At 61.9% G+C, this 21,380-nt stretch carries 17 protein-coding genes; 2 read left to right on the forward strand and 15 right to left on the reverse strand.

The window, feature by feature from the left end; all coding sequences use genetic code 11:
* Nucleotides 1–26: 26 nt before the first annotated feature.
* From U1A53_RS17290 to U1A53_RS17320, 7 genes are read right to left on the reverse strand one after another with little or no spacing between them, the layout of a single operon-like run.
* Nucleotides 27–1,085, reverse strand: a complete 1,059-nt coding sequence (locus U1A53_RS17290; RefSeq protein ID WP_322282883.1) for a Gfo/Idh/MocA family oxidoreductase — start codon at nucleotides 1,083–1,085, stop codon at nucleotides 27–29.
* A 15-nt stretch (nucleotides 1,086–1,100) separates the two neighbouring features.
* On the reverse strand, nucleotides 1,101–4,631 hold the full coding sequence (locus U1A53_RS17295) for a PVC-type heme-binding CxxCH protein (RefSeq protein WP_322282884.1): 3,531 nt from the start codon (nucleotides 4,629–4,631) through the stop codon (nucleotides 1,101–1,103).
* A 25-nt stretch (nucleotides 4,632–4,656) separates the two neighbouring features.
* On the reverse strand, nucleotides 4,657–5,763 hold the full coding sequence (locus tag U1A53_RS17300; protein WP_322282886.1) for an SUMF1/EgtB/PvdO family nonheme iron enzyme: 1,107 nt from the start codon (nucleotides 5,761–5,763) through the stop codon (nucleotides 4,657–4,659).
* 26 nt (nucleotides 5,764–5,789) lie between these two features.
* Nucleotides 5,790–6,788 (reverse strand): Gfo/Idh/MocA family oxidoreductase, encoded by a 999-nt coding sequence (locus U1A53_RS17305; protein ID WP_322282888.1) that lies wholly within the window; start codon nucleotides 6,786–6,788, stop codon nucleotides 5,790–5,792.
* A gap of 43 nt (nucleotides 6,789–6,831) precedes the next feature.
* On the reverse strand, nucleotides 6,832–7,602 hold the full coding sequence (locus U1A53_RS17310) for an SDR family oxidoreductase (RefSeq protein WP_322282890.1): 771 nt from the start codon (nucleotides 7,600–7,602) through the stop codon (nucleotides 6,832–6,834).
* A 4-nt stretch (nucleotides 7,603–7,606) separates the two neighbouring features.
* The gene (locus U1A53_RS17315) at nucleotides 7,607–7,945 is read right to left on the reverse strand and encodes a hypothetical protein (RefSeq protein ID WP_322282892.1); all 339 of its coding nucleotides are present in this window, start codon (nucleotides 7,943–7,945) and stop codon (nucleotides 7,607–7,609) included.
* Nucleotides 7,942–8,895, reverse strand: a complete 954-nt coding sequence (locus U1A53_RS17320) for an NAD(P)-dependent oxidoreductase (protein ID WP_322282894.1) — start codon at nucleotides 8,893–8,895, stop codon at nucleotides 7,942–7,944. The genes U1A53_RS17315 and U1A53_RS17320 overlap by 4 nt, the downstream gene beginning before the upstream one ends.
* Before the next feature lie 71 nt (nucleotides 8,896–8,966).
* Here U1A53_RS17320 and U1A53_RS17325 point away from each other — a divergent pair, with 71 nt between their 5' ends.
* Nucleotides 8,967–9,743 carry an AraC family transcriptional regulator gene (locus U1A53_RS17325; RefSeq protein WP_322282896.1) on the forward strand — a complete coding sequence of 259 codons (777 nt, stop codon included), beginning with the start codon at nucleotides 8,967–8,969 and terminating at the stop codon, nucleotides 9,741–9,743.
* A 20-nt stretch (nucleotides 9,744–9,763) separates the two neighbouring features.
* Here U1A53_RS17325 and U1A53_RS17330 read toward each other — a convergent pair whose 3' ends face one another.
* The 8 genes from U1A53_RS17330 to U1A53_RS17365 form a co-directional block, all read right to left on the reverse strand.
* Nucleotides 9,764–10,606, reverse strand: a complete 843-nt coding sequence (locus tag U1A53_RS17330; RefSeq protein ID WP_322282898.1) for a M15 family metallopeptidase — start codon at nucleotides 10,604–10,606, stop codon at nucleotides 9,764–9,766.
* Between the two features lie 5 nt (nucleotides 10,607–10,611).
* A complete protein-coding gene (locus U1A53_RS17335) occupies nucleotides 10,612–11,007 on the reverse strand; it encodes a RidA family protein (RefSeq protein WP_322282900.1) in 396 nt (131 codons plus the stop codon).
* A 13-nt stretch (nucleotides 11,008–11,020) separates the two neighbouring features.
* Complete coding sequence (locus U1A53_RS17340) at nucleotides 11,021–12,394, reverse strand: hypothetical protein (RefSeq protein WP_322282902.1); 1,374 nt, start codon at nucleotides 12,392–12,394, stop codon at nucleotides 11,021–11,023.
* 50 nt (nucleotides 12,395–12,444) lie between these two features.
* Nucleotides 12,445–13,245 (reverse strand): aldolase/citrate lyase family protein, encoded by an 801-nt coding sequence (locus tag U1A53_RS17345; protein ID WP_322282903.1) that lies wholly within the window; start codon nucleotides 13,243–13,245, stop codon nucleotides 12,445–12,447.
* 95 nt (nucleotides 13,246–13,340) lie between these two features.
* On the reverse strand, nucleotides 13,341–15,167 hold the full coding sequence (locus U1A53_RS17350; RefSeq protein ID WP_322282904.1) for a phosphoenolpyruvate carboxykinase (GTP): 1,827 nt from the start codon (nucleotides 15,165–15,167) through the stop codon (nucleotides 13,341–13,343).
* Nucleotides 15,168–15,253: 86 nt separating this feature from the next.
* Nucleotides 15,254–16,099: a BPL-N domain-containing protein gene (locus tag U1A53_RS17355; protein WP_322282905.1), complete on the reverse strand. Its 846-nt coding sequence runs from the start codon at nucleotides 16,097–16,099 to the stop codon at nucleotides 15,254–15,256.
* Complete coding sequence (locus tag U1A53_RS17360; protein ID WP_322282907.1) at nucleotides 16,096–16,917, reverse strand: SGNH/GDSL hydrolase family protein; 822 nt, start codon at nucleotides 16,915–16,917, stop codon at nucleotides 16,096–16,098. The genes U1A53_RS17355 and U1A53_RS17360 overlap by 4 nt, the downstream gene beginning before the upstream one ends.
* Nucleotides 16,918–16,919: 2 nt before the next feature.
* Complete coding sequence (locus U1A53_RS17365) at nucleotides 16,920–17,633, reverse strand: SGNH/GDSL hydrolase family protein (protein ID WP_322282909.1); 714 nt, start codon at nucleotides 17,631–17,633, stop codon at nucleotides 16,920–16,922.
* Between the two features lie 90 nt (nucleotides 17,634–17,723).
* Between U1A53_RS17365 and U1A53_RS17370 the strand changes: the two genes are divergently transcribed.
* Nucleotides 17,724–21,326, forward strand: coding sequence for a hypothetical protein (locus U1A53_RS17370; protein ID WP_322282911.1), 3,603 nt, complete (start codon nucleotides 17,724–17,726; stop codon nucleotides 21,324–21,326).
* The last annotated feature ends 54 nt before the right edge of the window (nucleotides 21,327–21,380 follow it).

A 21,380-nucleotide genomic window follows, 5' to 3' on the forward strand; every position in this document is an offset into this window, starting at 1 on the left:
TGCGGTTGTTTGTCTGGATCAAATCATCAGAGGCCCGCGAGCACCTCGCTGAGCTTCACCTCGCGTCCGAGTTCGAGGGAACGTTTGGCGGCTTCTAGCGCTGCGATGACCTCGACTTCCTCCTCGATGGGCACGCTCTCCTTGCCGGTGATGACGAGATCAAGGAAGGCCTCCAGCAGGTAGGCGTAAAGATTCGTCAAGTCGGGCGTGACCGTGCGCCAGCCCTTCTCGCCGTAGAGATTGATCTGGTAGCCGCTGCGCATCGCTTCTTTGTCGGCGACCATGAGCACGACATCGCGCTTCTCGCCGAAGCGCAGTCGCGCGATGTTCGCACCGGACTTGCCGACGTTGATGGCGCTCACGGCGCCCTTGCCGAGCACGGCGTAGGCCATCGAGAGCGCGTGGATGCCGTAATAAACCAGTTCGTTGCCGCAGATGACGCTCGCGAGATGCACCTCGCCGAGTTGCGGCAGTTCGTTGCGCAGCTTGATGATGTCGGGCACAAAACGCAGGCTGCTGGCGGACATGAAGCGCGTCTTCGTCTCGCGTGCGAGCTTCGCCACGGCGGCGGCCTCACGCGCGGTCATGGCGAGCGGCTTGTCGCAGAACGTGGGCACGCCTTTGCGCAGCGAATGCTCCGCGTATTTCCATTGCGATCCGCTGCCGTCATCAACGATGAGCACGGCATCGACACCGTCGCAGCATTGTTCGGGCGTGTCAGTCACGGTCTCGATGCCACAGACATCTGCCAGCGCTCGCGCGGCGGCTTTGTCCGTGTCCCAGATCTTCACCACGCGCGCGCCTTCGAGCCTGCGGCCTGATTTGACGAAGGTGCCCTTGAGCTGCTTCGCCTTCTCCTCGTCCCACCCATTGAACGTCGTGGAAAAAGCGGTGCCGTGATGCGAGCCCGGCATGCGCGGCGCGGCAGGGTTGTTATAGGTGGGCGCATACGTCGCCGCAGAGATGATGCCGAGCTTCAACGGCGCTGATTGGGCGCGTCCGATGATCGGAACTCCGGCCATCGACGCGGCAAGCGCGGCGGCGGATCGGGTGACAAACGTGCGGCGGTCGAGTGGTGGATTCATGGCGTGTGGATGGGATTACTTGGTGATCGGATGCGAAATGCGCAGGTAGGCGAAGAAATCGCGGAGCTGCTGCTCGGTCAGGCCTTCAAGCATGCCCTCGGGCATGAGGCTGCGGCCCATGGGCTGCACGGCCTTGATGTCCTGCGCGCCGAGGGTCACGTCCTGGCCGTCAAGCCCGCGCAACACGGTGACTTGATTGTCGCGGTCCACCTGGAAGCCGCCGATGCTGCGGCCGTCCTTCGTCTCCACGGTGATGAACTGGAAGCCTTCGCGAATTTCGGCGTTGGGATTCACGATGCTGATGAGCATGGTTCCGAGATTGTCGCGCTGGTAGGTGGTGAGTTCGGGTCCGATGTTGCCGCCCTTGAAGAAGAGTTTGTGGCAGCTCGCGCAGCGCTGCATGTAGGTGGCCTCGCCTTGATATGGGTTGCCAGCGCCGCGCGTCAACGCCGCCTCGACCTCCGCGAGCTTCTTCTTGTAGTCGTAGCCAGTGGTCGTCGCCTTCGGAAAAAGTTTCACCGCCGCTTCGCTGATCGCTTTGTCGCGGTTCATGCGCAGATGGTCCGCGATGTCGTTCGGCACAAGCGAGAGGCTGAGCTTGCCCGACTGCAATTCCGCCATCAGCGCCTGCGTCCATTTTGCGCGGCTGGAAAGCAGGGTAAGGGCCGCGGCGCGCACGTCTTCGGGCAGCTTCGGCAAAGCCTCCAGCGTGCCGGTGGCGATGCTGTCATGGTCATACGCGCTCAGTGAAGCAAAGGCGGCCTTGCGCAGTTCGACACTGCGATCAGTCGTGGCGGCCTTCAGTAACACGGGCACGGCACCGGCGCTGCGCACTTCGCCGAAGCTGCGGGCGTAGAGCAGGCGGTCTTCGGGTTTCGCCTTCGCATCGCCGACAATAGCGAGCGCTTCCTTCACGGCTGCGGCATCGCCCTGGCGCAGACGAATCGCGAGCGAAGCGCCGCCGGACGACGCCATCGCGGTGATCAGCTCCTCCGGCAGCCCGGTCATGGCACGTCCGCGAAACGCCTCTTCAAATCCCTTCAACAACTGCGTCGCCTGTTCCTTGCCCGGCGCGAGCTTCAGCAATTGGGCGACGAGCAGCAACTCCTGCCGTTTTCCATCCACGGCAAATCGTCGCACGACACGCGGCAGCACCTGCTGCATCACCAGCGGCTCATCCCACAGCGCACGTGTCTTGAGAAAATCCATCACCTCGGCAGTGGCGGACGGAATGCGCGCCTCGAAGACCCACCAGCAGAGCAGCGGGATGTAGGGATCGTTCACATCCTCGTCGTGCCCCATCACGGCGGCGATGAGCGGAAACGCCTGCACGTCGGCGAGTCGGCGCGCGGTGCAGGCGAAAAGCGAGCGCACCTCGGCATCCTTCTCCGCCACGGCCTGTGCGACGAGTGTGTCGAACACGTTGGTCGGCAGCAACTGCGCCTCTTTGCGCGCGGGCGGCAGGCCGAGATTGCGATTGATGCCGTATTCATCGCCGAGCAGGCGCGCAGCCCACGAGCGCACGGACGGATTCGCATGCTTCAGCGCGAGCACCGCCGTGGCATCGTCGAGGCCGCTTGATTGATGCAGCGCCCACAGCGCATTCAGCGCGGCGAGGCCGGTGTCCTTCGCGATGACTTGCTTCAACGCCGGCGCGGCCTTCGGATCCTTGCGCTCGCCAAGCAAATGCACAGCGGTGTGGCGATGCCATTTGTTCGGATGGCCGAGCAATGCGATGAGTTGCTCCGTGCTCTTCGCCGCGAGATTGATGTCCGTTTCGAGCTTCGCGTCCTTGCCCGCGATGCGGTAGATGCGTCCGGTCGTGGGATCGATCTGGTTCTGATAGTGCTGGCCGTGCGCGATGTAGAACTCATACATGTCCGAGACGTAGATCGAGCCGTCGGGCGCGTTGGCGATATAGACAGGACGAAACGCGGCATCACTGCTTTTCACCACCACGCCGTGATCCTTGGTGTCGAACGTCGAGCCGCGCGGCATCCGCCGGCTGGCAATGACTTCATTGTGCAGCGGATCAATGGAGAAAAGCATGCCAGCTAACTTCGACGGTATCGCGCTGCCATCGGCAAATGCGCCAAAGTGGGTGAAGCGCACGACGGGATCGGTCGTCGCCATCATCGGCAGATCGCCGAACGCATACGGATTGCGCGGTGGGCCGAATTTGCCGGGTGTGACGCCCTGCATGAGGTAGAAGCCGCCCTGAATATAATGCCAGCCGCGTGTGTTGCCTCCGTTGTGGCCGGAATATGCGCGGCCCTGCGCATCCATCTCGACGCCGAACGTGTTGCCGCCGCCCTCGGCGAAAATTTCAAATGCGCGTGTCTCCGGATGATAGCGCCACACCATGCAGCCCTCGAAATGCGCTCCCGGCGAGTCCGGCGCATCGAGTCCGGGCCGGCGCACGCGACATGACGTGCCGCTGCCCTGGCAGCCGTAAAGCCAGCCGTCGAGTCCCCACACGAGGCCGTTTGCCTGCGCGTGTGTGTCTTCGAATCCGAAGCCGGAGAGATGCGTCACCGGCGGTCCGTCGGGAACGTCGTCGCCGTCCTTGTCAGGATAGAAGATCAGATACGGTACATGCATCACCCACACACCTCCGCGACCACGTACGGCGGCGTTGGCCATGTTCAGGCCGTCCACGAAGACCTTGTGCTTGTCGTAAACACCGTCGCCATCCGTGTCCTCGTGAACCGAGATGATGTCCGCGCCGCGAACATGATTCGGCGGCGCGACGGGCACCTTGTCATAGACCGCGCGGTAGTATTTGTCGCGGCTGAGCATCGTGAGGCCCGCAGGATACGGATACTGCCGCGTCTGCGCCACCCAGATGCGTCCGCGCTCGTCGAAGCTGAAATGAAACGGCTGCGCGATCTGCGGGTCGCTCAAGACAAGCTCGGTCTTGAGACCATCGAAGGCATTCATCTTTGCTGCGGACTCCTTCGGCGGCAGCTTCGGCCCATGCACCTGCTCGGTGCGGCCGAGCACGCGCTGCGACTCGTGAAAACTGTCGAACGCGGCGCGCGCGGGTTTTTGCGTGAGCGCACCGCCCGGCTTGTAATCGTCGGCAGCGCGGAACTCCCACTCGCCCTCGAAAATGCACTCCTGCTCATAGTTCATGATGAAGGGCGCATCGCCGAGGAATCCGCCCGGGCCGGACGGCACATGCATGCGAATGGCGACCTCGTTCCACTCACCTTTGCGCAGCGTGCCGACGGGAACCTTGTGACGAAACAATGTGCTACCCGCGCTCTGGTAGGCTGGCGGGAATGCGCCGCCGGTGCCTATCTTCTTCCCGTTCACCCACACTTCATGCGCGCCCGTGAGATCGCGGATGTTCACGCCGACGGATTCTTCAAACAAGTTGCGCTCGTGCTTGAGGAAGAAGCTGTCATGCACCTTCACCCACGCGCGCAGCCAGGCGGTGCCGGTGAAGTCGAGTTTGCCAGGCACGCGCGCGGTTTGCCAGTCGGCGGCTTCTGCTCCGGCGATGAGAGTCAGCGACAGGATGAGGCGAAGCAGAGTCTTCATAATAAGATGTGTCCAGAAATGCAGGCTACTTCCCAGCTACAGGCCGGCCCAGGCAGATGCGAAATCCGTCGCGTGAGTCCGAATAGGTCACATCCCGAATTCCCAACCGGACGGCGCAACGCGCATTGCCAGGAACGTCGAAGTAGTTTCCACCACGGCAGACGGGTCGAGTTACGGTGCCTTGCTCCGCGTTTTGATAATGGACATCCTCATGCCCGCCCTTCGGGTCAAAGTGGTCGATGACAAATTCCCACACGCCGCCGCACATGTCGGCGAGGCCAAAACCGTTGCGGCCCTTTTCGCCGTAGTGATCCACGGGAGAGACAAAGGAATAGCCGTCGCTCCACGGCACCTTGGCGAGCGGCCATGCTTTCGTGCGTCCCGGCAGGACATCCATGCTGGAGATGTTCAGCCTGCCTTCGCCGTTCTCGATCTCGTTTCCCCACCAGAAATAGCGGCTCTCCTTGCTGCCGCCGCGGCAGCCATACTCCCACTCCGCCTCCGTGGGCAGCCGGTATTCCAGGCCCTCCAGCAGCCGGCCTGCCTTGCTTTCCTGTTGTGTCAGCCATTGGCCAAACGCCTTCATGTCGTTGTAGCTCACGCTCACGACTGGATAGACGTCCTTGTTCGGAAATCCCCAGTTCGGGTCACGCCAGCTCTTGCCCTTCATGGACTTCCACGGATGCACCACCTGCGTCGTCAGATGGTAGCCGTCCCATTCGGGATCGAACACCTGAGTCTCTCCGCCAGGCTTCTCGGCGTCGGTCACAAAACCGGACTCTTCCACGAAACGCCGGAACTGTCCGACGCTCACCTCCGTGCGGCCCATCCAGAAGCCGTCCTTCACGCGCGTCAATCGCGGTTGCTCACCCTCGAACGACTCGCGCGTCGTCCCTGGCTGCGCGCCGCCTTCGATTCCCGTGGCCCACTGCTTTTCCGCCGGCGTGCTGCCCATCATGAACTCGCCGGGCGGGATGAAGATGACCTCCAGTGTCACGCCACCACCGAGATCCACTCGTTTCGCCTCGCCCTTGGTCGGTTCGGCGGCATGAAGCGCCGCGACGGACAAGAAGAGACTGCAAACGGCAGATGTGAACGTTGCGATGAAGAAGAGGCGGTGATTCGGTTTCATGGGAAGGGTTCTTGGCGTTGTAATTTTCAAATCTTCACCACCTGGCCCGTGCGGGCGGATTCCTCGGCGGCGAGGCAGGCGCGAACGGCCTCTCGCGATTCCTCGGGCGTGATGACGGTGGGTTTCTCACCCGTGGCGACGCAGTTCACGAAGTAGGCGAGCTCGTCGCGCAGCGCGCCGCGGAGCTGGCCGTGGATCGTGGGCCAGTAGGTCGTGTCCGGGCAACGGGTGCCTTTGCTGTCCACGATCATGAGGTTGGGATGCGTGTCGTGGATGGAGATGGAGCCCTCAGTACCGACAATTTCGAGACGCTCGTCGATTTGAAACGGCGTGGTGTCCGGCAGGCACCACACGGACTCCAAAATGCACGACGCGCCGCTCTCCAGCCGATACATGACGTGGCCGAGGTCGGGATTGGCGTGCTGGCGGAACTGCACCGTCTGCGCATACGCCGACACGGCGCGTGAGCCGCTGAACCAGAACATCAGGTCGGTGTCATGCACGCCATCGCCGATGATCGGGCCGATCTTGTCGAGTACCGAGGCGCCCACCCACGCGGGCAAATTCCGGCGCGCATACATCGAGATGATCTTGCCGATCTTTCCCGCCTCGATCTCCTGCTTTGCTGCCGCATAGCGCGGATTGAAGCGGCAGATATGGCCGACCATGAAGAAGCCTTTCGCCGTGTTGGCCGCATCGACGATCGCGTCGCAGTCGGCGACGGTCGAGGCCATCGGTTTCTCCAAAAAGACGTGCTTCCCGGCCTGAAGCGCGGCCACGGCAGGCGCGGCGTGCTGATCCCACATCGTGGTGATGCTGACGGATTCCAATTCGGGATCAGCCAGCATCGCGTGGTAGTCGGTGAAGGTCTTCTTCACGCCAAACTTCTTCGCCACTTCGGCGAGACGATCGGAGTTGCGGGTGCAGACCGCGTAGATTTCCGCATTGGGGATCGCCGCGAGCGCTTCGCAATGCTTCTCGCCAAACCAGCCGAGACCGAGGATGCCGTGTTTCACTTTTTTCATGAGTGGAGTGGGTGGATTGTTGTCTGGGGACTTCCTTTTCACTTCACCACGGCGGCAGCGCCATGGTGCCGCCATCGAGCACGATGGAGGTGGCATTGATGTAGCCTGCGTCATCACTGAGCAGGAAGGCGGCGGTCTGCGCGATGTCGATGGGCTGTCCAAGGCGGCGCACTGGGATGCGGCGTGCGACATCGGCGTAAAGCTCGGCGACGGGCTTGTCCCAGCCCTCGCAGCTCGCCGCGAGCATCGGCGTGTCGATCGTTCCAGGGCAGATGCCGACGACGCGTACTTTGCCCGCATGATCCACCGCGAGACAGCGAATCAAGGACTCCAGCGCGCCCTTCGACGCGCAATAGAGTGCATGCGCCGGGAAGCCGATGAACGCCGCCACCGACGTCGTGATGAGGAACACGCCCTGGCCCTGCTGCTCCATCACGGGAATCACGTGCTTCGCGGTCCAGAACACGCTCTTCACGTTCACGCCCATGAGCTTGTCCCACGCGGCGTCATCGAACTCCGTGACCTTGCCCTTGCCCCAGACGCCCGCGTTGCAATGCACGCCGTCGATGCGCCCGTAAAGCTCCACCGCGCGTTCCACCATCGCCTTCACGCTCTCTTCGCGCGACACGTCGGCGAAGACGAAGCGCACGTCATGACCGGCATCGCGCAGCTCCTTTTCGAGAGCATCTCCGCGCTCCTGTTGATTCGACGCGATAACCACGCGCGCGCCGAGCGTTGCAAAATGTCGGCTGCATGCCTCGCCAATGCCCGACGTGCCGCCGGTGACCAGAATGACCTTGTCTTTGATGTTCATGATTTTATTTCCACGGTAGATCGCTGTCTTTCTCAAACTTCATGAACTCAATCACCGCGCCGTCCTTGAGGATGAAGGCCACGGTGAAGTTCGGCGAAGGCTCGAAGGGCTCGATGAGCACCTGCTCTCCAAGCAGTTCCGCCTGGATGTCGTCCACGCGATACGCGACGTGCGGCAGGTCACGCACCGGACCCGTGACCGGGCTGTCTGCTTCAAAGCGCAGATACTCGACCTTGTAGGGATGCTTGCGCGGGTCAGTGACCCACACCTTGGTGTCTTCGACAAAATACTCGCCGGGATGACTCTCGTCTGTCGGCAGGCCGATGTGATGGAATGTTCTCATGTTGTTGATGTTCTTTCTGCGATGGCACGGTCGGCCATGCGGAAGAAATCATTCTCCGGGGCGTAACCAAGCACCGTGCGGGCGCGGGTGATGTTGATCTCGAACGGGTGATACTTTGGGCTGGGAATCTCCACTGTCGGCACGCCGAGCTGCTTCGACAGATAGTCCGCTGCGACGCGGTAATCGAAGGCCGACGGCCCGGCGATGTTGAAGGTCTGGCCGAATGCGGACGGATTGTCGATCATGCGATCAAAGGCCTGCATCACATCATCGACATGCACGATGTGCCGACGCAGCGGTACGCCGTTCGCGTCCATGAGGATCGGAATGCGCTCCTGTTTGGCCCGCACGAGTGCGAGAATGTCATCGCTCACTTCGCCAAAACCGTGGCCCGGCTCGGCAGGATTCACGCTCCGCAGCAACGAGAAGTGATTCAGCAAGTCGTCGTGCTCAAACACCCACGACGAGCGCAGCACCGTGACCGGCACGCCGTATTGAATCGCATACTGTGCGGCCATCGTCTCCTCCATCACCTTGGAGAAGGCGTAGTAGCCTGGGTAGGCCGTGAGCGGATGATTTTCGTCGATGGGAATCGGCTGCGGATAAAACCAGATGCCCTGCGCGGCATCGCCACCGAAGAGGATGAACTGCTTCACACTCTGACGGCGGCAGGCTTCGAGGATGTTGAAAGTGCCTCGCACACTCACGTCGAAGAAGGTGTCCGCGTCTTCCTTCGTCGTGGCGAGCTGCACCACGATGTCCGCGCCGCGCACCGTTTCTTCAACGGCCTTCGCGTCCGTGATGCTGCCGGTCACCGAGGTGATGTTCTCGCCCACCACCGGTGTGCGATGCACCAGCGCCCTCACCGCAAAACCGCGCCGGGCCAGAACCGCCAGCGCGTGGCGTCCGAGTTTTCCGCTGGCTCCAAAGATGGCGACAGTCTTTTTCATGCGACAAGTATAACGCTGCCCGATGGCTCAAAGCATTGGCCGGGAGCGTCAACCTTTGGTATTTTCCGGCCATGAACGAACAACGCCGGGCGCAGCAATTCCAGCAGGCATTTCTCAAACGCATGGGCGGCGGCCTCCAGCTTTCCGCGCTCTTCGCCACGCTGCCGATGATCGCCTTCCTGGCCAAGGACAAGGAAAGTCGCTTCGTCTGCGCCAACGCCCGCACGCTGAAGATCTTCAATCTGGAGCACGAGTGGCAGATGCTCGGCAAGATGGACCGCGACTTCTTTCCCCGCGAGCTAGCTGCCAGCTTCGTGGATGAAGACCGGCGTGTGATGCGCACGGGCAAGACGCGCACCTATTACTCGCAAATGGTGCCGGACATCAGCGGCCCGCTGAATTGGTATGTCGTCTCCGTCTCACCGCTGCGGGACATGCGTAGACATATCAGCGGTGTGGCTCTCGTGCTCTACGACATGCATGAGGTGGGCGGCGTGGCGCAGCCCTTCCAGCAGTTGGAACCTGCGCTACGCCATCTGCACACGCGCTTTCGCGAGCCCATCGAAACCAAGAAGCTCGCTGCGCTCACGCATCTGTCGGAGCGGCAGTTCACACGCCTATTTCACAAGCTGCTCGGCGAGCCGCCGATGCGTTATCTCATCCACCAGCGCATTCATGCCGCGTGCCAGGATCTCATCGCCACGGATCACACCGCTGGAGCCATCGCCCTCGAATGTGGCTTCTACGATCAAAGCGCCTTCACCCGCGCCTTCCGCGCCCACACGGGCCTGACTCCCGCCGCGTATCGGCAACGGCATCTGGATGAGCTGACGGCGGGTGGAGTGTGATGTGGGCCTCTACCTCGAGTTCAATTCTTCGCCCACTCCAAGGCCGCCGAGATTTCGCGCTCAATGATCGGCAGCGGATTGAGCAAGGCGAGCGGGTCTTCCACCGGAGTGACCTCGTTGGTCTGCGGATTCCAGTTCACGGGACCGAAACGGCAGGGCGCGGGATTGCCGGTGAGGATGTGCATCCCGGCGTCGTCTTTGTCGAAGTGCCAGAACTCGAAGGGGAAATGAATGAAGCCGTGCTTCTCCATCATCGAGCAGATCTCCAGCCGTGTGGCGATGTGCTCCGGCGCGACGAAGGGCGAGCGCATCGGCGTGCATTCGCTCATTTCGAGATACGGATAACCGCGCCAGACCTCGGTGCCGTCGTCGCGAAGGAAGACCGAGATGTCGATGGCGGAGCCGGACATGTGCGCGCCGATCTTCGGCATGTTTGCCGTCAGCACGATGGCGCGGCGGAACATGAAATCCGGCGTTGGAATCTGGCCGCCAAGCTCCCAGATGCATTTTTTCAACACCGTATCGAAAACGGACGGCTTGCGCACGAGCTGGCGCTGCATGTCGAGCGAGCGGAAGCCGTCCTCGATCTTCAGAATCCAGCCTCGTTCGTTCATCTCGCGGCCGATGGTGATGACATCGCGCACGAGGCTCTCGCGCAGGAAGTAAACGCGATCCAGATCACCCGCGATCTTGCTGGTGGAGAACTGCATCTCCACCTTCGCAGCAGCAGCGGCATCGGAAATGGAGGCAAAGCGCTCGCCGCATTCGTTCACCGGAAACTCGATGAGCTTCTGCACGATGGCATAGCCTTGTTCCATTTGTTCGGCCCAGTAGGCGCGGCGGGCGGCTTCGTCGTTGTTCATGGAGGTCATTGAGCAGGTTTGCGCACGGCGATGGCCTCCACCTCGTATTTGAGCGACGGCGGCAGGCAGTTCGTGATGGTCGTGCGCGCAGGCGAGGGCTGCGGGAAGTATTCGCGATAGAGCTGGTTGTAGAGCGCCACGTCTTCGGCATCGCGGACGTAGTTCCGCGTCTGCACGACATGCGCGAGGTCGCTGCCCGCGGCTTCGAGCACTTTGCGGACGTTTTCGATGCTGCGGCGGAATTCGCCTTCGAAAGTGTCGCTGACGATGTTGCCCTGCTGATCGACGGAGGCCTGGCCGGAGACGAAGATCAAGTCACCCACGACCACACAGGGGCTGAAGGGGAGGTGAGATGTTGGAGTATTGGAAAGTTGGGGATATGAGACGAGCGGGTGGGTCATGATGATGAAAAAATCAAGGTTTGGCCGTTGGTGCGGACTGAAGCCGAGTTTTTTCCTCGGCATCGCGCTTCTGCATGTCCTTCGGGTGCTTCGAGAAGCTTTCGAAGACATCGCCGACGACGCGGTCGGCGAGCGAGCCGAGTTGTTTGAGGATGACGGCCTCAGCTTCGGGCTTGAGGATGGAACGATTGGGCTCGTAGCCGCCGACGGTGTGCGCCTCGGCGGTGGCGATGTAACCGATGTTGCCGTTTGCGTAGCCGACGATGATGGGCGTGGCGCGGTCGGAGATGGCCTTTTCGAGCTTGAAGCCGTATTCGACCATCGGCTCGCCAGGCATGGTGAGCAGGAGGAAGGGGCCAATCTTCATCGCCATGAGTTCAGCGCGCACAGGCCCGTCTTTGCCGGGAAGTTCGACGACCTCGCTGGCGACACGGATTTGATAGAAGGTCTCGCGTCTGTGCAATTGCTCACGCGTCAGACTGAAGGCCGCCGCGCGCGCAACAGCACCGCCGAGATCGCGGCCCGCCCACTGGATGTCAGCTTCATCCGCGCAGCGATACGGATAACCGGGCAGATTCGGCCGGATGTCGCCCGCGCAGCCTTGCATGAACAGGGCGCTGGTCTTTTGCGCGTAACACATCTCGACAAAGGTCTGCGCCTCGCCGGGAAAATCGGCGCTCATCTTCGGATAACCCTTCGGATAGGGCTGCGAGCCTTTGTCTCCCCAGGTGAAGAAACACGGATGGCAGACGGCATGCATGATCACCGCCAGCGGCGTGAGGGTGGTGCCGTCGTCGAAGCGCAGGACCTTCACGCGAGGATCGTTCGGCCCGTCAGAGTTCAAACTGACCACCGCACGGCCGTCGTAGGTCTTGCGTCGGTTGATGCCGAAGCTGATGCTCTCCTCGCTGTAGCCGACGCTCACCGGTTTCATGCTCTCGGCTGCTTGTTTGGCCGCAGCACCGAGTTTTTTGATCAAATCAGCCGCCCAGCGCATGTTTTCGACGTAACCCGGCCCTGAGTGGTTGTGAGAGGCCGCGATGAGGATGTTTGCCGCCGGAACACCGGTCTCGGCTTCGATTTTCGCCCGCGCATCACGCACCATGTCCTCCCACGCGCCGATGGTGTCCAGCGTGACGATGGCAGCCTTCGTTTCGCCATCATCGAGGATCAAAACACCCGCCCGCAGCGGATCGCGCACTCCTGTGACCTGCCGCACATGCCCCACGATCTTGACTGCTGCGGCATCCGGCGGCGTGATGTCGATTTTCGCGACTCCGGCTTTTAAGTTCGAGATGACGGCGAACTGGCCGTCTTTGATCTCCTCCGCGAAAGCGGAATGAAGGACGAATGAAGCGCAAAGAAAAAGAGCTGGGCGGAGTTGCATCGCTCTTCTACGCTGCCGGAGTGCCCGGTTCATCGCCGCAGGTGGAATGATCAGCCTTTTCGCAGCGCCGTGAAGGTCGTGGTCATGATGTCCTTCAACAGGCTGCTGTCGTTCGAGTGGCAGATGAAGCGCGCCCCCTGTTTGATGGCGCGGAGCTGCTGCTCGACCTTCCCAAACCACGAACCGGCGGGGATGTGGCGCTTGTCGGCCGCATCGATGACTTTTTGCACGACGGCGATGAAGTCAGGATGGTCGTACTCGTTCGGGATGCCCATATTCGTCGTCATGTCGTTCGGGCCGATGAAAAGCGCGCTCACGCCGGGAATGGAGCAGATGGCATCGAGGTTCGACACGGCCTTCACCGACTCGATCATCGGCACGAAGAGTGTGTTGGCGCATTTTTCAGCGATGTAATCTCGAGTCTTGTCGCTCGGCCATCTGCCTTCCTTGATCGCGCGTTCGAGCGCCTCGCCCTTGAGTGGACGATAAACGGCGGCGGCGGCCAGACGCTTGATCAGCTCCACATCCTCCGCATACGGAATGACCACGCCATCGAAGGAGTCGCAGACCTTGGCCACATCATCAGCATCGCGGCTGTGCGTGCGAGCCAGCGTGGCGATGCCTTTCGCTGCGAGCGCGTAGCGCAGCGGCATGAAGTCGGCGATGTCGAGCGCGTTGTGCTCGGCGGTGACGATGACGAAGTCGATGCTGCCGTCCGGGATGAAATCGACGATCGACGGCACCACGGCGTGCTGGACGAGCATGCCGAAAACGGCATGACCTTTCATCATCTTGTCCTTGAGGACGGCGGCGGGCTTCGAGGCGGTGGCAGCGTAAGGTTGCGAACTCATGGTTGAACACATACGAACGCGGCCCCCGGTGTTATCCGGGATAGACGACGGCTTGTGCTGGCGAAGCGCTGGGAGAACGAATCTGGAGATTCGTTCTACATCCGGCAGATGAGCAGCTCGCGCTCGTAGATCAGCTCTTTGGGAAGATGTGTCTTCAGGTCGATGAAAAGTTCCTCGTGAGAGAGAATTTCGGCACGCCAGGCGGCGCGGTCGAAGTGTTGCAGCTCCTCGAATTTTTCTTTGGGGAAATCGAGGCCCTTCCAGTCGATGTCAGCGTAGTGCGGCACCCATCCGATCGGAGTTTCCTTCGCAATGCCCCGCCCATTCGCACGGGCCACGATCCATTGCAGCACGCGCATGTTTTCGCTGAAGCCGGGCCAAAGGAACTTGCCATCGGCGTCCTTGCGGAACCAGTTCACGTTAAAAACACGCGGCGTTTCGCTCAGGTTGCGCTGCATGCTGATCCAGTGGCGGAAGTAGTCGCCCATGTTGTAGCCGCAGAAGGGCAGCATGGCCATCGGGTCGCGGCGCACCTTGCCAATCGTGCCAGCGGCGGCGGCGGTCATCTCACTGCCCATCGTCGCGCCGGTGTACACACCACCGCTCCAATTGAAGGCCTGATAGACAAGCGGCATCGTCGTGGCACGGCGGCCACCGAAAATGATCGCGCTGATCGGCACGCCCTCGGGTTTTTCCCAGTCGGGGTCAATCGTGGGACACTGTGAGGCGGGAGCGGTGAAGCGTGAGTTCGCGTGAGCTGCCTTGACGCCTTTCTCCTTGGCGATTTCGGGCGTCCATTGATTGCCCTGCCAGTCGGTGCATTTCGCGGGTGGTGTGTCGGTCATTCCTTCCCACCACACGCCGCCGTCGGGCGTGAGCGCCACATTGGTGAAGATGGTGTTCTTCCGCAGCGAGGCCATGGCGTTTGGATTCGTCTTGCCGCTCGTTCCAGGAGCCACGCCGAAGAAACCGGCTTCTGGATTGATCGCATGGAGCCGGCCATCCGCGCCGGGTTTGATCCACGCGATGTCATCGCCCACGGTCCAGATCTTCCAGCCTTTCTCCACAAAGTACTGCGGCGGAATGAGCATGGCAAAGTTCGTCTTGCCGCAGGCGCTGGGGAAAGCGGCGGCGACATACGTTTTTTTGCCCTTGGGATCTTCGACACCGAGAATGAGCATGTGCTCGGCCATCCATCCTTCATCTCGGGCCATCGCGGAGGCGATGCGCAGAGCAAAGCATTTCTTGCCGAGCAGCGCGTTGCCGCCGTAACCGGAGCCATAGCTCCAGATCTCGCGTGATTCAGGGAAGTGAACGATGTACTTCTCCTTGTTGCAGGGCCAGGCCACGTCCTTCTGCCCTTTCTTGAGCGGTGCGCCGACGGTGTGCATGCATGGCACCACGCGTTTCTTCGCTTTGTCGATCACCTCGAACACTTTTTTGCCGATGCGCGCCATGATGCGCATGTTCACCACCACATAGGGCGAATCGGTGAGCTGCACACCGATCTGCGCCATCGGCGAATCAACCGGCCCCATGCTGAAGGCCAGCACATACATCGTGCGGCCCTTCATGCAGCCGTTGAAGAGCTTGCGGAGCTTGTCCTTCATCTCAAAAGGGTTCATCCAGTTGTTCGTCGGCCCCGCGCCTTCTTTGGAGTTGCTGCAGATGAACGTGCGCTCCTCCACGCGCGCCACATCGCTGGGGTCCGACTTGGCGTAGAAGCATCCCGGCCATTGCTTCTGGTTCAGGCGGGTGAAGGTGCCTGCATCGACCATTTCATTGCAGAGGCGGTCGTACTCGGCCTTGGAGCCGTCCACCCAGTGAATCTTGTCCGGTTTGCACAGCGCGGCCATTTTGGTGACCCAGCGCTGAAGGTGAATGTTTTTGCTGAGGGGTTTCGAGGAGGAAAGTTTGGTCATTGTCGGAACGCGCGGTTGGCGCGTCCCATACACGCGGATTCTGTGCCAAATGTCCACTGCACATGCCGTGCCGATTTTGTGCTCCATCACTTCAGCACCTCGTCCTGCCCGGCGGCCCACAAAATGGCGCGCGGGATGAGATGCTCCAGGCCCGGCGTGTTTTCGGGATGCGGGCTGGAAATGAAGACGCGCCCTTTGCCAAAGGTGCCAACGGCCTGCGCGGGTGAATTCACCATGAGGCCGGCAGGCGAGCCGTTTTCAGCGATCTCACTTCGGAACAGCGCCACGGGCCGGTAGGCCGGAATATCGGCCCGATCACCGGGTTTAATGATGGGACCGTTGTTGTAGCGCACTTTGAAAATGCCGCCCACGTCGCCCAGCAGTGGTTTTCCATCCACCGTGACCTCGATGTCCATGAAACCGCGCCCACGCATCCATTTGTTGGAAACCGTGCTCGCATTGAGAATGCCGAGGCCCCAGGAAAAATTCGAGCAGGCGAGATACGCACCCGCGCAGATGCCGCAGTAGCCGCCACCACCGCGCACATACTCGCGCACGTTCTTCAATCCGGCCTCGCCGATGCTTTTCGATTGCTGGGAGCCGCTGCCGCCGGAGAAGACGATGACATCGAACTGCTTCAAGTCGATGCTGCCCACTTGTTCTCCCGGAATCCGCGTCACCTGCGCCTGTGGCAGTGTTTTAAGCACGTTGATGACGTTGTTGATGCCGTCATCAGGAGCACCCTTGCCCTCAAAGATGCCCACCTGAACCGGTTTTGGAGCCAGCGGCGGCTGCACGATGGTTTTGAGACCATTGACGTCTGGCGGAATGACGAAGGTCGAGTTCTTCGCCTTCGACTCCGCTTTACCGGCCTCCTGAGCTTGGGCGCCCAGGCTCAATAGGAATAGCGATGCCAGCCAGAGGTGTTTCATGGTGATGATATTTGTGCAGTGATCGACTTAGCCACCTGCTGGCCCATAAGTTCGTAGCCTTTGCCGTTGAAGTGGACATCCTTCGGATTGGCGATGCCTTCGAGCTGTGGCGCGAGGAAGGCGTGCAGATCGTTGATGGCGACGCCGTGCTTCTGCATCACTCGCCGAGCGATTTCGTTCTTCTCGGCGATTTGCGTGACAATTTCAGGGCCGTCCTTCGTGTCTGGCGGCACGGGCGTGGTGGTCGCGAAAATGAGCTTCGCGCCGGTTTGTTTCATGCGGGTGATGAGGGCTTCAAGACGCTGCTCGTAATCCGCTGGCGGCGTTTTGCGGTCGTGGATGCCGAAGTTGAAGTGGATCACGTCCCATTTGCCAGCGCCGAGCCAGATCTCGATCTTCTTCACGCCATTGGCCGTGGGGCCGCAGTTTTCCGGCGCACGATGCACGTTGGCTTTGCCAGCCATGGCCTTGCGCACGTCGAGCGTATAGCCGCGTGAGATGGAATCGCCAATGAGAAGAACTCGCGGCAGCTTGGGATCATCTTGGACGAAATCCCAGGCGTTGGAGCGGCCCGCGATTTTGTCTTTCTTGTGAAGAGGCAGATAGAAACCATTGCCCAAATTCTGCTCCAGCACGGTTTCCCAGGCTTGTTGATCGACAGGGAGCTTCGACTTCCAGGCCTGATACTGATCATCGAGCGCCTGGTCCGCCGCCGCCTTTTTCGCGGCGGCTTCGGCGGTATTGGTGGGTTCGTTTTGGGTTTTGATTTGAGCCTGTGAGAGGCCGAAGAACGCGAGAAGGAGGAGGACAGGCTTCATGCTTACTTCTTCGGGAGGTGTTCGGAGATCACGGCGGCGACTTTTTCCGCGAGGTAGCGGCTGCCAGCGGGCGAGTAATGGACATTGCCATCTGGAAGCTGCGCGTCGGGCTTGGAGAGGGCGTGGGCGCGGAGGTCATTGGTGGGAACTCCAGCGGCCGTCATCACGCGGGCGGCGGCTTCGTTGTATTTCACTTCATCGCTCTCAACACGGCCATCGCTTCCCGCCGCGACGTGCGTGGTGTTGCACCAAATGAGCTTCGCGCCGGTGGCCTGCATGGTTTTGACGAGTTCGGCGAGGTTCTTCTCATAATCGGCCAGTGCCACCTGGGGATGAGAGCCTGCGGCCTTCGGATCAGCGCGCTTCGAGGGATCTTCCTGGATGTACTTCAAGTCATGCAGGCCCCAGTTGAAGTGAATCACATCCCATTTCGAGTCGCCGAGCCACGCCTTGATGTTTTTGAGGCCGTTCGTCGTCGGGCCGCCGTTGGTGGGGATGCGGTGGACGTTGGCCTTGCCCTTGAGCAGCTCGCGCACGTCGAGCGTGTAACCCATCGAGATCGAGTCGCCGATGAGCAGCACACGCGGCAGTCCGGCCACGTCCTCGACCTTCACCAGGGAGGGATTGGGCTTGCGCTCGCGTTTGACGGGCTTTTTGGGCGTTTCGGCGAGAGCGACGGCGGTGGTGAGCAGGGCAAGAAGCAGGATGAATTTCATGAGGCGGGATTAAACGCAGCGCTGCCGCCGGAATATCGCGAAAGAAAGCGCGCTTGACCTTGAATGGCCGTTTTCGCTAACCTCGGGCCTATGTTGTCTTCAAATCTGCTGCTGGCGGGCGTTTTGACGCCGTTGCTGCTGACGGCGCAAACGGCGGTGACAGTTCAGCCGGAATTGCCGCCATGGCAGGCGAAGCTGGCAGATCCCGCCTGCCGGCAGAGCCTGGAGCAGGCGAACGATGTGAGCGCGGCCTTGCAGGAGCTGGAGGTTTCGCCCTTTGATCATGCCGCGTTCTATGACTGGCTGCGCGCACAGGCCAAACCACCGCAGCAGCACATAATCGAGTGTCTGCTGCTCGCGCATCTCGCGCGTGAGCTGCAACGGTCCGAAACGGAGATCAGCGCGGCAGACGATCTGGTGCTGCAAGCCGCGCCGAATCTGCCCCAGGGCTGGTTTGGCCGTGCGGAGCAGTATGCGGCGGCCACGCAAAAGGAATCCGCCGCATGGGCAGCGGAGGCGGCGGTGCAGGGCATGCGCCGCGTGGATCTGGCGTCCGCACAGTGGCCGCGGCAGTTGCAGGCGTATCGCGGCGTGGACTGGCTGGCGCATGCGGTGAAGTCCGGGCATCTCACGGAATGGGTGAAAGCGGTCGCCGCCGCATTGGAACATGCACCCCAAGGCATGGCGCGTCCCGATGCGTGCCGTCTCGTGCTCACCATCTTGCGCCACGATGCCATGCGCCAGGAGCCGCTGCTCGGCCAGATTTTGCTGGAGTCCGTGCAAACCGCGCAGCCGCAGCTTGTGCTCGGTGATCCGGCGAATTTCGCCGTGGTGCTGCGTGATCTGCAAGCCGCCGGCCAGCCCGCGCTGGCGCAGCGCGTCGCACGGCTGCTGGTGCTCGCCCCGGTGCCAAAGGACGCCGTGTCAGGTGCTGGCGGGGTGGATTTGCTGTCGATCACGTTCGGACTGCGCAGCGGCTTCAGCGAGCTGCTCGGCCTGTGGGAGGACACCACGACGCCGCATCAGCCCACGACGCAGGCGCGGCAGATTTTGCACGCGGCGCTGGGGGATGAGCCCGCCTTTGCCGAGACCTGCCTGCAAGCGGCGCAGACGCAGCCGTGGAATGAAAATCTCGTCACCCATGCGCTGCTGGCGCTGGCCCTGAACGGCGGCGTGAGCCCGGAGCAGATGAAGCTGGCCGCCAATCTCAGCGTGGATAGCCGGGCCCGCGTGGCGCTGCGCCTCGCGGCCTTCGCGCCGCCGGGCAGTCATCCGCAGAGCACCTCAGGTCCGTGGCTGGAGGAGCTGGCGCTGAGTCTCGTCACGAAAATGCAGTACACGACGGAACGTGGCTCATTCGAGAGCCTGCTCAACTGCTTGGAGCACCTGCAACGCGGCGGTGAGCAGGCGCGTCTCACGCGTGTGCTCGAAGCGGCGCGCAACTCGACACCACGGCTTGATGATCTCGATCACTGGGAGCGCCACGCACAGCTCATTCTGCGGCAGAAGAATCTCGCTCTCACGCGGACGCTCGCCACGGCCTGGGGCGGCGCGTTGGATCAAACCTCGCAGCAAAAGACGCACCTGCTGCCACTCGCGCGCACGGCCATCCTCGCGGGGAAAAATGGCGGCGTTGAGTTTGCCATGATGGCGCTGACGCTGTGGGAGCGGCATCACGCGGAGATGAGCAGCACCTCGCTGCCGCCGCCGGGCGAGGCGGCCCGCGTGGGCGAGGCATTGATGGCCTGCGATTATCTGGAAGGCTTCAACCGCTTCGTCACCGGCCTGGAACACCTGCAAAAACACCGCGTCACCTCGCTCTACAAGCAGATGACGGGCGAGCTCGTCGCGCTGCGTGATTTGATCGAGGGCAAGGGTGATCTGGTGCCGGTCGTCGAGGCCTGGGTGCGTCCGCCTGCGGTGGCGGACGAGGCCGTGACCGTGCAATGGCAGTTTGTTCTGCCGGAACTCGGCTCCTCGCCTGATCGCGCGATGATCCTGACCACTGGCGACCGCGATGGCCGCAAACCCTCCGACAAACTTGCCGACGCGCGCTGGTGGCGTGCTGGCACTTCGTTGTCAGCACTCGCACGACTCAGTGGCACATGCTCCATCGAAATCCTGGCCGGTGATGATCCTGACAAGCTGCGCTCACTCGTCACCATCCCGAGTGCGCCAGCGCGTGGTTCGCATCCCATCATCACGCTGCCCGCTTCCGGCTGTTTGAAGGTCATGCTGCGCTCACAGGCCAATGGCATGACCGCCGCGAGCGAGCCCCGCGCCTTCTCCACCCGTCCGCCGTTGTTCACGAACGGCCGCGAACCGGCTGCGGCGGAGGAAATCTCAGCGGTGGCATGTCCTGATCTCACGCAGGTGCCGCAGCCGGAACAATGGTTGCCGGAGGATGCCAAACGCTGGGGCCGTGTGATCGCCCCGCCGGTCGAAATTGAGGACGCGGCGGAATATGTGCTCACGCAATGGTCTGACACGCCATTCAGCAACACTCGCATGATTTTGCTCGATGCGGAGCAGCGCCCGCTCGGACCGGTGCCAGTGGCGAGCATGGGCTGGCAGGCAGGCAGCCTCGCGCTCACCCACACGCCTGTGAACCGCGTGTCGCGCTCACGCGCACAGCGGTTTCGCCCGGGCGACTGGGCGGGCGATGGCGATCTCGTGTTTCCCAGCGATGGGCGGGCAGGCGAGCAAAAGGCGCGTTACATCGCCTTCGTCACGCGTGAGGTTGCGCCCAAAACACTGCCGCTGCTGCAACTGCGCCCGTATCGCACCGCTTCGATGCCGGGCAAGGCGGACCCAAGTTTTCGCTCGTTCACCCCCGAGCTGCCGGAGTTGAACGACGAGTACATCGGCGATCTCGGCTTCGCGGTGCATTCGTGGCATGTCACCTTCGCGTCAGATCGCGGCATCATCACAGGCAAAGGCGCGCTGGCCGGTTTCGATGTGATGCACATCCCGTGGAAGCCGCTGGTGCGCGCGGAGTCGGAGCTGATCGAGGGCAATGAATGGCCGATGGTCTTCACGCCGGAGCACAGCCTCGTCATCGAGCCGTCGTGGAATGGCACGCGCAATCTGGGCCTGCGCTTCGTGCCGTTCGATGTGCGCGGCGAGCGCTACGCCGCCTGCCGCCGCATCGAGCTGCCGCTGCCGAGTTATAGTCGAGGGGAAATCTCCGAATGGCTCGACGGCGCGGTGCTGATGGTGTCCTCGCAACGCGGCGAAAATCCCGAACCCGCCTGCGCCTGGGTGGAGCCGGACGGGAAGTGCCACGTCGTCAAACTGCCCCGTCCGCCGATCAAGAACAGTCCCGGCCTCGAAATCGCCTGGTGGGGGCCGGGCGGCACGAAATTCACGCTGCATGAGGACGGCCTGCTCTTTCACATGGAGCACCGCGACGGCCTGCGCCTGCTCAGCGTGGAGCCAGGCACGCCCGATGACATGCCCGCAGGCTGCAAACCGGGCCGCTCCAAGCGCAAACGCGCCTGGCGGCTCGAACGTCCCGACGTGCTGGTGCAGATGGACAAAAAGACCAGCATGATCACCCGCCGCTTCCACCTGCCCAAGCCCTGCGCCGGCACGCCCATGGCCTTCGACACTCGTGGCTATGTGATTTTGTTCACTACCGACCACGAGATCATCCGCGTGAACCCGCCGGGCCGCATCGCCATCGACAATTGAAAAACGCGCTGGCGTCCCGCTGACCTCTCGCCTTTGATGCACTGCAACCTTCCT

Origin of the sequence: Prosthecobacter sp., assembly GCF_034366625.1 — a bacterium.
GTDB lineage: Bacteria > Verrucomicrobiota > Verrucomicrobiia > Verrucomicrobiales > Verrucomicrobiaceae > Prosthecobacter.

Coding starts and splice junctions, on each gene's coding strand:
- U1A53_RS17365 (WP_322282909.1), bottom strand. CDS start 17,633: ATGAAATTCATCCTGCTTCTTGCCCTGCTCACCACCGCCGTCGCTCTC.
- U1A53_RS17305 (WP_322282888.1), bottom strand. CDS start 6,788: ATGAAAAAAGTGAAACACGGCATCCTCGGTCTCGGCTGGTTTGGCGAG.
- U1A53_RS17340 (WP_322282902.1), bottom strand. CDS start 12,394: ATGCAACTCCGCCCAGCTCTTTTTCTTTGCGCTTCATTCGTCCTTCAT.
- U1A53_RS17360 (WP_322282907.1), bottom strand. CDS start 16,917: ATGAAGCCTGTCCTCCTCCTTCTCGCGTTCTTCGGCCTCTCACAGGCT.
- U1A53_RS17310 (WP_322282890.1), bottom strand. CDS start 7,602: ATGAACATCAAAGACAAGGTCATTCTGGTCACCGGCGGCACGTCGGGC.
- U1A53_RS17330 (WP_322282898.1), bottom strand. CDS start 10,606: ATGAACAACGACGAAGCCGCCCGCCGCGCCTACTGGGCCGAACAAATG.
- U1A53_RS17355 (WP_322282905.1), bottom strand. CDS start 16,099: ATGAAACACCTCTGGCTGGCATCGCTATTCCTATTGAGCCTGGGCGCC.
- U1A53_RS17335 (WP_322282900.1), bottom strand. CDS start 11,007: ATGACCCACCCGCTCGTCTCATATCCCCAACTTTCCAATACTCCAACA.
- U1A53_RS17320 (WP_322282894.1), bottom strand. CDS start 8,895: ATGAAAAAGACTGTCGCCATCTTTGGAGCCAGCGGAAAACTCGGACGC.
- U1A53_RS17370 (WP_322282911.1), top strand. CDS start 17,724: ATGTTGTCTTCAAATCTGCTGCTGGCGGGCGTTTTGACGCCGTTGCTG.
- U1A53_RS17300 (WP_322282886.1), bottom strand. CDS start 5,763: ATGAAACCGAATCACCGCCTCTTCTTCATCGCAACGTTCACATCTGCC.
- U1A53_RS17295 (WP_322282884.1), bottom strand. CDS start 4,631: ATGAAGACTCTGCTTCGCCTCATCCTGTCGCTGACTCTCATCGCCGGA.
- U1A53_RS17350 (WP_322282904.1), bottom strand. CDS start 15,167: ATGACCAAACTTTCCTCCTCGAAACCCCTCAGCAAAAACATTCACCTT.
- U1A53_RS17345 (WP_322282903.1), bottom strand. CDS start 13,245: ATGAGTTCGCAACCTTACGCTGCCACCGCCTCGAAGCCCGCCGCCGTC.
- U1A53_RS17315 (WP_322282892.1), bottom strand. CDS start 7,945: ATGAGAACATTCCATCACATCGGCCTGCCGACAGACGAGAGTCATCCC.
- U1A53_RS17290 (WP_322282883.1), bottom strand. CDS start 1,085: ATGAATCCACCACTCGACCGCCGCACGTTTGTCACCCGATCCGCCGCC.
- U1A53_RS17325 (WP_322282896.1), top strand. CDS start 8,967: ATGAACGAACAACGCCGGGCGCAGCAATTCCAGCAGGCATTTCTCAAA.